This is a genomic window from Leptolyngbya sp. ST-U4, assembly GCF_039962215.1.
Classification (GTDB): domain Bacteria; phylum Cyanobacteriota; class Cyanobacteriia; order Elainellales; family Elainellaceae; genus Leptolyngbya_A.
The window spans coordinates 1-10,110 of the sequence record NZ_JAMPKZ010000067.1; the positions used below are offsets into that span (position 1 = coordinate 1).

Genomic DNA, 10,110 nt, shown 5'->3' on the forward strand with positions numbered 1-10,110 from the left:
ACGGCATTAATTGCTTTGCGACGCAGGTCGTCACCATAAGGGGAAGGCATAGGCACTTCTAGACGCTGGTTTTCCCCTAGCCTAGCGTTCTAACCTAATCGCGTAAAGCTATAGGAACCTTTGGATATTTCGACGAACACTTTCAAATTGAATGGGTTGAGCAAACAAGGTTGCCAAGCGCTCGATACTGACACGACGTTCTCGCTGTAACAGGGCGACCAGCATCTTCAAAGCCAGCAATTGGATTGAACTCAGTTGCGCTTGTAGACAAGCTTGATAGAAGGCAACATTTTTGAATTAGGGGTGATTTTTCGGATTCACCCTATTTTTTGGGCTTTGGGTTGTCCCTGTCTACCACCAGCCTTGCATTCTAGCCTCGTTTGTTACCCCCTGAGCAATAACCCCCACCGCTCGACTGCTGAGTGAGCCGAAATCTAAAAAAGCTAAAGAAGCACCTTGAAAGGGCTGGCTCTAACAACTTAATGCCAAGTCAGCACATCAATAATCTGCTGAGCAAGAGTAAGCGGACGGAAGGGTTTGGTAAAAATGGCTGCAACGTCTAAATCGTGAAGATTGTGCTGCTCTGAGGCTTGCACTTTAGCAGTCATCAGGATTACGGGAATGGATTGAGTTTCAGGTTGTTGCTTGAGGTGTTGTAAAGTGGCACGACCGTCCATGTTCGGCATCATCAGATCGAGCAGAATCGCATCGGGGTGATGTTGAGCTGCGATCGCAATTCCTTCAGCCCCAGAGCTAGCAGTGAGAACTTCCCAGCCCGCTCCCATTTGTAGACCGAGTGTTGCGATTGCTCTTACATCTTCTTCGTCATCCACAATCAAAATTTGCTTATTCATCGCAATCCTCTAGCAACCTAATGCTTATAAGGTATCGCTGAATCGGGGAGAAGTCGGGGAAACACGATTGAATTAAGCGTTAAGCGGCAATTCAATATAGAATGTGCTGCCTTGGTTGACGGTGCTTTCTACCCAAATCCTGCCACCGTGCTGCTCGATAATGTTACGGCAAATGGAAAGTCCAAGCCCGGTTCCGCCTTTTTGGCGGGCATCGGATGCATCTACCTGTTGAAATCGCTCAAAGATAGTCTGGATCTGATGGAAGGGAATACCTCGCCCTTGGTCACAAACACGAATACAGACACTTGAAGTGTCAGCTGAACTGTAAGCCTGCATTTGAACGGTTGTTTGAGCGGGTGAGAACTTAATTGCATTACTCAGAAGATTGGTCAAGGTTTGCACAATGCGATCGGGATCAGCATTAAGCAAAATTGACATCGGTTCTGTAATCAATTGAATTTCGGAGCGATCAGCCATTGCTTGCATTTCTTCAGTTGCCTGAGTCATTAAGTCAGCAAGATCGCACGATCGCCAATTCATCGTGATTTTGCCCGAGCGAATCCGTTCGAGGTCGAGAATGTCATTGATTAAACGAATCAAGCGTTCTGCATTTTTTACGCCGATACTGAGAACGTGCTGCCCTTGCTCAGTCAAGCTGCCTAACTGCCCACTACTGAGTAAATCAAGCGACCCCATCATTGAGGTTAAAGGAGTGCGTAGCTCATGGCTGACTAAGGAAATGAATTCGTTCTCCAGACGTTTACGTTCAGTGATGTCGTTCGCAATCAGTAAAGCGTAAGTTGTTCCGTTCAGTTCAATGCGATCAAGGGATAGCAAAATACTTTTGACACTGCCGGAGTGGGTGAGCAGTTCAAATTCTAAGTTGTGAAAGGTTTCGGTTGTTTGAAGACGACGCAGAAAATTCGCTGAATCGTGCCCTAAATGGAGCTGCGTAATCGAATTGCCGATGACTTGCTCCCGTGTGTAACCGCTAATGCTGAGAAAACTAGGGTTCACTTCGATTAATTGCCCTTCAGGAACGGTCACGATCGCAATCGGGTTGGGGCTTTGTTGAAAAATGGTGGCAAATTTTTCCTCTGCGTGTTTGCGTTCGCGAATTTCTTGCTGAAGTTGTTCATTCTGAAATTGCAGTTGATTCTGAAGGCGTCTCAAGGTTAGGTGGGTTTCAATTCGAGCAAGGACTTCTTCGATCTGAAAGGGTTTTGTAATGTAATCTACACCACCTGCTTGAAATGCCTTTACTTTGTCGCTCACGGCTTCTAAAGCACTGATAAAAATGATGGGAATATCACGGGTGCGATCGTCGGCTTTCAGATGTTGACACACTTCGTAGCCGCTCATCTGCGGCATATTCACATCGAGCAGGATTAAATCCGGCGGCATCACTTGTGCGCCTCGGATGCCCGTCGAACCCTTCGTAACGCTACGAACCTTGTAGCCGTGTTCAATCAGCAGGGTCGATAACAGATTGAGATTTTCCGGCGTATCGTCAATGACCAGAATGTCGGCTTTGGGTGTAGGCTCAGGCATTGAAGCATTTCATTGGAACTCCCACCCGATCTTAAGATCAGATCACTAGGATCTAAAGTAACCTCAGCAAAAAAACGGATTTCCCCAATTCATGAGCGAAACGGATTGAGAACTCCCCGGCTTCTCCTCGATCGTTGCCTACAGTAAGGGACATCAGCAAACCAGGAATTAGAGGTTACTATGTTTCATCACATTTCAATCGCCGTGGATCATCCGTTGCACGTTGCTAATGTTCTGGCGGAAGTGTTGCAGGGTCGTTGTTTTCCCTTTCCTCCCCATGAAGGAAGCTATATGGTCATCGTCGATGACAGCTTTGGAACCGGAATTGAGCTTTATCCGGCTGATACTCAGTTAATTCCAGAGCCAGAACAAGTTGGCTTTTCTTCAGGAAATTCTCAAAACTTTACGTCTGTTCATGCCGCGCTTTCGATTTCGGTTTCGCAAGAACAAATTGCACAAATCGCCGATCGCGAAGGATGGTTGGTGCGATTGTGCGATCGCGGTCCCTTTAAAGTGCTCGAATTTTGGGTAGAAAACAAATTTATGCTCGAATTGCTTACCCCCGAAATGGCGAAGGACTATCTACAATTCGTTGCCAACTATGAAGCATTTTTGAATCAGGCTGCGCCCCAGCTTGTTGAAGCTTAGAAATTAACTGGAGCGAAAAGAATCATGATAACAATGGAAAAAGTAGAAGTTGCTCCGCAAGAGACGATGCTGAGTTTGATCGGTGGCTTTTGGATTGCTCGATCGATTTATCTTGCTGCTAAATTAGGCGTTGCAGATTTGTTTGATGATCAACCGCAAACGATCGCTCAACTTGCAGCAGGAACCCAGACCGATCCGCAATCGCTCTATCGCCTCTTACGCGCTTTAGCAAGTGTTGGCATCTTTACAGAAGTGTCCGATCAGCATTTTGCGCTCACTCCATTAGGGGAAACGCTCAAGAGCAATCGTCCTGGCTCGATGCGATGTGCAGCAATGGCACAAATGGGCTATGACCATTCTCTGGGCTGGAGCAATGGACTACATAGCCTAAAGACAGGTGAAATTGCGTTTGATGCCGCAGCAGGAATGCCCATCTGGGAGCATTATGCTCAACATCCTGAAGATGGCAAAGTTTTCTCAGATTCGATGACCAGCATGGGAACTGCGATCGCGCAAGCAGTTGTCGCAAGCTATGACTTCTCTCGATTTAATACGATTGTGGATGTGGGCGGAGCGCAAGGGAGCTTAATTTCTACGATTGTGCGAGCAAATCCCCATCTCAACGGCATTTTGTTTGACTTACCTGAAATCATTGCCAACGTTCAGGTCGATCAGAATATTCAACCTGTTGCCGGAAACTTCTTTGAGTCTGTGCCGACGGGCGGCGATGCTTACCTGATGCGATGGATTATTCACGATTGGAATGATGAAAAGTCTTCGATCATTCTGAAAAATTGCCATCAAGCGATGCCAGATGATGGCAAGCTGTTGCTCATCGAAAGCATCCTTCCACCGGGAAATGAACCCTCTCCAGCAAAGTTCATCGATGTGATTATGCTGTTGATGGCAGGTGGACGAGAACGCACTGAGGAAGAGTATCGATCGTTGTTGCGATCGAATGGGTTTGAACTGACGCGCGTGATTCCGACCCCTTCGTTGCTTAGCATTATTGAGGCAGTAAAAATCTAGCAGAAGTTCAGCCTTCTTGTGCTTCCTGAGAAAGCTCGGCAATTTCGTCAAAACAGAACTTGTAAACCAACTCCGTTAATGCAGTCGCTAGATTAGCGTCTGAAGTCCGTTGAACCAATTGCAAGATTCGGTCAGCATCGACAGCGAGCGAGGCTTGATGCAGTTCTGCAATCCAATCTTGGGGCATTGTCGCTAGCATTGAACGAGTTAACGTTAACTCATGCGATGAATTTTCAATCGGATGTTCGTTATCTTCTTCGTACAGATAGTTCACTCCAAGATGCTCAGCTAGTTTCTCAAATAAGTGAGACTCTCGAAAGGGTTTTGCCAAAAAATCATCGCAGCCAGCCGCCAAAACTGAAGCGCGTTGTTCTTCAAAGGCACTGGCAGTTAATGCCAAAATCTTAGGTCGAGTTTGAGCTGATTCAAGTGCTCGAATTTGCCGAGTTGCCTCATAGCCATTCAGGGTCGGCATTCGCATATCCATCAAAATTAGGTGCGGTTGCCATTGCTGCCATTGTGCGATCGCATCTTCTCCATTCACTGCTGATTGTGTTTCAAATCCCACCATTGTTAACAATTGCTCTACGAAATCTCGGTTCTCAGCCCGATCATCGACGACTAAAATTCGATATTGGGGTTGCTGCGGTGCCAGGTGCAGCACTCGTTTTGAAGTCGAGGTGGGTGCAACTTCTGCCGGATTTGCGATCGCAATTTGAATTTCAAAGGAAAACGTTGATCCTTGTCCCACGGTTGATTCAATGTGCATTTCTCCACCCATCAATCGCACAAATCGACGACTAATGGTTAACCCAAGCCCTGTGCCTTCTCGCAGCTGAGAACCGCTACGGGTTTGGATAAACGGGCGAAATAGCTGCTCAAATTCTTCTGGAGCAATTCCCTGTCCCGTATCTTGGACTTTGAATTGCAGCATTAATTCTGACTGCACCGTTGCTTTTAGCGTGATGCTGCCACTGTCTGTAAATTTCATTGCATTGCTCAGCAAATTGATTAAGACCTGGCGTAGTTTATTTTCATCGGTTTGAATGTACTGAGGAAGATTGGGCGCGATCGCAAAATTCAACGCGAGTTTCTTTGCTTTTGCTCGAATCAAAAACATCTCTTGCAGTGTCTGTAAAAGATGATGCAGATCAAAAGCAACCACATTTAAGGTTGTTCGTCCTGCTTCGATCTTTGACATTTCCAACACATCATTGATTAGATTCAGCAAGTGTTCACCACTGCGATTGATAATGGCAAGGGAATCGCGTTGGCGATCAGGAAGGGCAGCATCGCGTTCTATCAATTGCGAAAAGCCTAAAATTGCATTCAATGGTGTGCGTAACTCATGGCTCATGTTGGCTAAGAATGCACTCTTGGCTAGATTTGCTGCCTCAGCCGCTTCTTTGGCAATGCGTAAATCAGTTTCGGCTTTATGTCTTGCTCGTCCGATCGCGATCAGTTCGCTCACAAGCTTGAGACAGTCAATATCTTCTTGGCTCCAATCCTTCTGAAAATGAACCGTGTCTATTGCTAAAAATCCAGTCACCTGACCTCGATAGATCACCGGAACACCGAGCACCGATTGAATCGACTGACGGACAAATAGCTGGCGCTCGGGTCCTTCTGGTATCGTCTGAACATCAACCGTTTGCAGGGCTTGTCCTGAGAGAAACTGTTGATGCAAATGGGGATGCTCGAAAATGCTTGCCCCTCTTGCTTCAGACGTCAGTGGGGCAATTTCATCCCCACACCATTCGTAAACTAATTGGCATCTCGTCTGGTCAGCGTCATACTCGAAGATTGTGCCTCGCTCTGCACCAATATGACGGGCGATCGATTCTAAAGCACTATGAATCGCAGTTTCTGCATCCTGGTCAATAAATTGCCGAGAAAGAGAGCTAAGTAAATGATCTAACCTGGCTCGACGTTGCAGAGCTTTTTCGGCAGCTTTGCGATCGCTAATATCTCGCACCATCGCTAAAACATGCGGTTTTCCGTTGTAAAAACAGGTGGTTCCTTTAACTTCAACATCAACCAGGCTGCCATCCTTGCGAACATCAACTGCTTCACCACAGAACGGCTGCTTTAAGGTCATTGCTTTGAGAAAGCGATGAAATACCGATATGCTGCCTGGATGAATATACTCTGATGGATGTAACGTCAAAAACTCCTCGTATGAGTACCCATGCATTTGGCAAGTAGCAGGGTTCACTTCGACCACAGTGATTGTGTCAAGATCCATGATGAACAAGGCATCAGTAATCGCCTCAAAGATAGTGCGATACTGTGCTTCTTTCTCCTGTAAGGCTTGTTGTTGAGCTTGCAATAGTGCATTTTGATGCAGCAACATTGCTTCAGCTTGTTTTTGCTCAGTGATATCGGTTTTAGTTCCAATCCATTCTTGAATGTTGCCTCGCTCATCGAGTATCGGTACACCTCGAACCGCGAACAGTCGATACTCGCCAGATGCTACTTGAATGCGTTGCTCTACTTCGTAGACTTTCCCAGAGTTCACTGCTTCTAGCCAAACTTCTGCGGTTGCAGTTCGATCGTCTGGGTGAATACTCTCGAGCCATCCCCAACCATTTGCGCTGACCTGGCTTCGTCCGGTTAGTGCACACCAAAGTGGAATATCTTCCACCACTTCTCCCACCGCGTTGGTCATCCAAACGGCTTGAGCCGTTGCAGTCACGAACGCCCGATAGCGCGCTTCACTCAGACGCAAGGCTTCTTCGGTTAATTTACGATCGTGGATGTCTCGCGCGACGCCAACGATTTGTAATTCTCCGTCCGCTCCAAGAGTCGGCGCAACGTTGACGACTTGCCATCGGTAGCTGCCGTCTTTGTAAAGCGATCGACATTCAGTTCCAGCCACCGGTTCACGGGTCTCGACTATCTGTTGGTTCAGCTTAAAACACGACTCAGCATCGTCAGGATGCAGAAATTGAGGGAATGGTTTACCAATCATTTCTTCGGGCAGGTAGCCCATGACGTTAATAACGTTTGGCGAAACGTAGCTAAAAATCCCTTCTGGTGTATTGACAAATAAAATATCATTTGCATTTTCTACAATGTTGCGAAAGTGTTGTTCGCTGCGTTGCAAAGCCGCCTCGGTTTGCTTACGATCGCTAATATCTCGAAAGAGTGTAATGCGCCCATAGTACTCGCCAGTAGAAGATTTGACTGCTTTACTATGCCGTTCGATCGTCCGCCCATCTCTCAACAAAAGCTCATCGTGAAAGACTTCATCTAGGTTTTGATAAAGCGCTTCGATGCCTGCTAAAAAGGCTTCTGAGTCTTCAAGCTGATCTGCAACCATCTCGGCAATCTGTCGAGAATTTTGAGTTGGCAAAATCTGGGGCAGTCGCCAGATGTCGCAAAACTTCTGATTGTAATCCACGATATTGCGATGTTCATCTGCCACTAAGATGCCATCGATCAACGCTTCTTGTTGGGCTTTTAGTAGAGCATTACTGCGACGAAGTTGCTCTTCAATGGCTTTCTGCGCGGTGATATCTCGCATGATCGTGGAGATAAATTTGAGCGATCCATCTGGGTTTTTATGCGCGACAATGATTTGAGAAGCTGAAATTTCTCGTTTATCTCTCGTGACAACAGCCGTTTCTCCAATCCAGATTCCGTCTCGAAGCGCGATCGGAAAAGCTTCTTCAAGCAAAGCTTTAGCAGCTTCGGGCGGATGATATTCTGAAATGGGTTTCTGTAATAAGTCTTCGGCGTCCCCAAATCCTAAGGTTCGACGTGTAGCCTGATTGGCATAGAGGGTTTTTCCGGTTGCATCGGCAATGCCAATTAAATCCACAGCGGATTCTAAAACCGAAATCAAGTCTTCTCGTTGCAGTTGTTGAGTTTGAGAGGTTAGTGCTTCACTCATGAATCGATCCTTCTAAGCAGAGACTCGCAGTTTGATAGAGCGATCGTAGCGTTAGCCCATCAGTTGGATAGTCCACGACAGCAAAACGATAAATCAGATTCGGAGTTTCAAACCGTTGTTGTTGCAGCATTGCTACGACTTCTGATAATTGCTGCTGAAACATTGCTTTTGTCGTGTGAGAACTGGCAATCATGAATTCACCATTTCTCCAATAGCCAAGAATTTCACCGTTGCAAAAACTAGATTGCAAACATTGCCCAGTTTGTTTGAGAATCTGATTTCCAACCGTGTGCCCCTGCTGAATGTTGATTTGTCTGAGGGTTGGAATATAGAGAATTGCAAGGGAAGTCGTTTGATGATTGTGGAATTGAGCTTCGATCGCTTGACTCGAATAAAACTGATTTGCAAGTCCGGTAATCGAATCTTTGGTGCTCAACGTTTGTAACAATCGCAATCGCTCTAACCGTTGTGTAAGCCGTGAAAGTAATTCTTGCCCCACAATCGGTTTTACAACATAGTCATCGGCCCCGGCTGCAAAGATTTGTTGAACGGTTGCAGTATCTTGATGAGCGGTAAGAAAGACGATCGGTAAACTTTGCCAGGTTGGATTTGCTCGAATCGCCTGACAGAGCGCAACTCCATTCATCTGCGGCATTTCGACATCCAGAATTAGCAAATCGGGATTGATCGCTGATAAAACCGTCCAAAATTGTAGCGGATTATCGATTCCGGTAAGGCACATTCCCCAAGGTTCAAGGAGTTGTTTCAAGGTGGCAAGAATGATCGGATCATCATCGACTGCTAGAACTGCCCAAGAGCGGAGAGACTGTTTAGATCTCCCACTATGGAGAACTTTAGATTCAGAATCCCTCATTTCTGGAGAATTTAGAGGGCTTTCCCCGGTTTCAACCGGACCCGAAAGATTCAGAATATCGCCCAGGCGCCGAACCAGTGATTTCGTAGAGATTTCTGCTTCAGCAGATCGCACTTCTTCCGCTGGTAATTTGGCTTGTTCTTCAAACTGTTTTTCAAGCTGTCGGGCAATCTGTGTTCCTTCATCGCAATTGAACATGCCTAAAACACCCGCTAACTTATGAGCCGCGTTTTCTGCTGCTTCTCGCAGTTCAATCGATAAGGGGGAAGTATGAGCTGCTTGATGCAGTACCGCGAATCGTTCTTCCATTAACCCGCGATACTGTTCCCAAAGCTGTGCAAGCTGGCTGTCATAGGACTGCGTGGATTGTTCCGGATTGGCTTCAATTCCTTCGCGTAATCGATATCCCAATCCATACACGTTCTCAATCCAATTAGCTGCACCTCCTGCTTTTAGCTTCTGCCGCAATCCTTTAATGTGGGATTTAACGCTTTCTTCTTGGGGCGGATCATCAAACGTCCAAAGGTGCTCGATGATGTCTCCACAACTAAAAACGCGACTGGGGTGGCGCAAAAACAATTCGAGCAAACTATACTCTTTCGGTGTCAGCGGCAGTAGTTTCTCAGCATAGGTCACTTGGCACGCTCGCGGATCGAGCTGTAATTTGCCAACCGTCAAAACTGGGCTTGCTGCTACCGTTCCCCGCCTCAACAAGGCTCTAACTCGGGCTTGAAGCTCTCCCAAGTCGAACGGCTTTGCTAAATAGTCATCTGCTCCTGAATCTAAGCCTCGAATCCGATAGGTGCTGTCATCTTTGGCGGTCATTAACAAGATTGGGGTTCCACAACCGCGATCGCGAATTCTCTGGCAGAGCGTGATCCCATCTAATTTAGGCAATCCTACATCGATTAAAATCAGGTCATAAGTCGCGCTCTCAACGCATTCCCAGCCAATCGCGCCATCCTCTGCTGCGTCTACTGCATAATGATGTTCACTCAGCGATTGTGTAATCGCATCTGTCACGATCAAATCATCTTCAACCACTAAAACCCGCATACCTATCGCTTACCTAACCCTAAAGTGATTGTAAGGTAGGTCATCCTGCGTCTTGAAGCATTCTTACAAGAACGCAACAATCGAGCAAGCATAAATTATAGCCCTACGCAACAGAGATAGGACAGTAACATAGAGGCTAGAAGAGAGTTGGGAAATGGTCATGTCCGCCCCCTACAGCTACGACCTCCGCACTAAAGCAATCG

The 10,110-nt window shown here is 46.7% G+C and carries 6 protein-coding genes; 2 read left to right on the forward strand and 4 right to left on the reverse strand.

Annotated elements, in window-relative coordinates; genetic code table 11:
- Positions 1–479: 479 nt before the first annotated feature.
- Both NDA02_RS27510 and NDA02_RS27515 read right to left on the reverse strand, forming a co-directional pair.
- A complete protein-coding gene (locus tag NDA02_RS27510; protein WP_190789686.1) occupies positions 480–854 on the reverse strand; it encodes a response regulator in 375 nt (124 codons plus the stop codon).
- Between the two features lie 72 nt (positions 855–926).
- Positions 927–2,405, reverse strand: coding sequence for an ATP-binding protein (locus NDA02_RS27515; RefSeq protein ID WP_190789685.1), 1,479 nt, complete (start codon positions 2,403–2,405; stop codon positions 927–929).
- Positions 2,406–2,585: 180 nt separating this feature from the next.
- Here NDA02_RS27515 and NDA02_RS27520 point away from each other — a divergent pair, with 180 nt between their 5' ends.
- Both NDA02_RS27520 and NDA02_RS27525 read left to right on the forward strand, forming a co-directional pair.
- The gene (locus NDA02_RS27520) at positions 2,586–3,053 is read left to right on the forward strand and encodes a hypothetical protein (RefSeq protein ID WP_190789684.1); all 468 of its coding nucleotides are present in this window, start codon (positions 2,586–2,588) and stop codon (positions 3,051–3,053) included.
- A 33-nt stretch (positions 3,054–3,086) separates the two neighbouring features.
- Positions 3,087–4,082, forward strand: coding sequence for a methyltransferase (locus tag NDA02_RS27525; RefSeq protein ID WP_190789683.1), 996 nt, complete (start codon positions 3,087–3,089; stop codon positions 4,080–4,082).
- 7 nt (positions 4,083–4,089) lie between these two features.
- On the opposite strand, the gene NDA02_RS27530 is transcribed toward NDA02_RS27525, so the two are convergent.
- Both NDA02_RS27530 and NDA02_RS27535 read right to left on the reverse strand, forming a co-directional pair.
- Complete coding sequence (locus NDA02_RS27530) at positions 4,090–7,977, reverse strand: PAS domain S-box protein (RefSeq protein ID WP_190789682.1); 3,888 nt, start codon at positions 7,975–7,977, stop codon at positions 4,090–4,092.
- Positions 7,970–9,907: a response regulator gene (locus tag NDA02_RS27535; protein ID WP_190789681.1), complete on the reverse strand. Its 1,938-nt coding sequence runs from the start codon at positions 9,905–9,907 to the stop codon at positions 7,970–7,972. Before NDA02_RS27535 ends, NDA02_RS27530 begins: the two co-directional genes overlap by 8 nt.
- Positions 9,908–10,110 lie beyond the last annotated feature (203 nt).

Bases quoted from the DNA above. Each gene is read 5' to 3' on its own strand.
- NDA02_RS27525 (WP_190789683.1), top strand. From the start codon at position 3,087: ATGGAAAAAGTAGAAGTTGCTCCGCAAGAGACGATGCTGAGTTTGATC.
- NDA02_RS27535 (WP_190789681.1), bottom strand. From the start codon at position 9,907: ATGCGGGTTTTAGTGGTTGAAGATGATTTGATCGTGACAGATGCGATT.
- NDA02_RS27520 (WP_190789684.1), top strand. From the start codon at position 2,586: ATGTTTCATCACATTTCAATCGCCGTGGATCATCCGTTGCACGTTGCT.
- NDA02_RS27510 (WP_190789686.1), bottom strand. From the start codon at position 854: ATGAATAAGCAAATTTTGATTGTGGATGACGAAGAAGATGTAAGAGCA.
- NDA02_RS27515 (WP_190789685.1), bottom strand. From the start codon at position 2,405: ATGCCTGAGCCTACACCCAAAGCCGACATTCTGGTCATTGACGATACG.
- NDA02_RS27530 (WP_190789682.1), bottom strand. From the start codon at position 7,977: ATGAGTGAAGCACTAACCTCTCAAACTCAACAACTGCAACGAGAAGAC.